Origin of the sequence: Thermococcus sp. ES12 (assembly GCF_012027515.1) — an archaeon.
Classification (GTDB): Archaea; Methanobacteriota_B; Thermococci; order Thermococcales; family Thermococcaceae; genus Thermococcus; species Thermococcus barossii.
The window spans coordinates 1-394 of record NZ_SNUP01000131.1 but is presented as its reverse complement, the minus strand read 5'-3'; the positions used below and the strand labels follow the sequence as shown (position 1 = coordinate 394).

Annotated in this window: 1 pseudogene; it reads left to right on the top strand. The window is 36.8% G+C overall.

Annotated elements, in window-relative coordinates:
- Positions 1-394 (top strand): annotated as a pseudogene (locus tag E3E37_RS11410) (DNA polymerase II small subunit); the annotation flags it as partial.

Below are 394 nucleotides of genomic sequence, written 5' to 3'. Positions count from 1 at the left end.
ATGAAGTTTCAAAAACTCCAAGTGGTCCTATTGAGGCTAAAAGTGTAAGTACAGATATAGAGGAAGTCATTGAAACATCATTTCCTTCCGAAGAAAGTGAAGTTATAGAAGAACCTAGAAGTCTCGAAGAAACAATGCTTCCTGAGACCGTAGAAGAAGTTGAGGAAATATCAACAGAGATCGAAGGACCACAAGAAATCGCAGAAACTTTTGAAAGCGAGAATAATGGCGAAGAAAATGGAGAAATAAAAAGAAAAATCATTTTTGAAGAATATGGCGTGCCTATAGTTGCTGAGGAAGAAGAAATCCCAGAAGTGAAAAAAGCCTATTCTGTCTACGATGATTTCAAAGTTTCTCCAAAGGAAGGGTTTGAATTCCTAGCGAAGTCAATAAA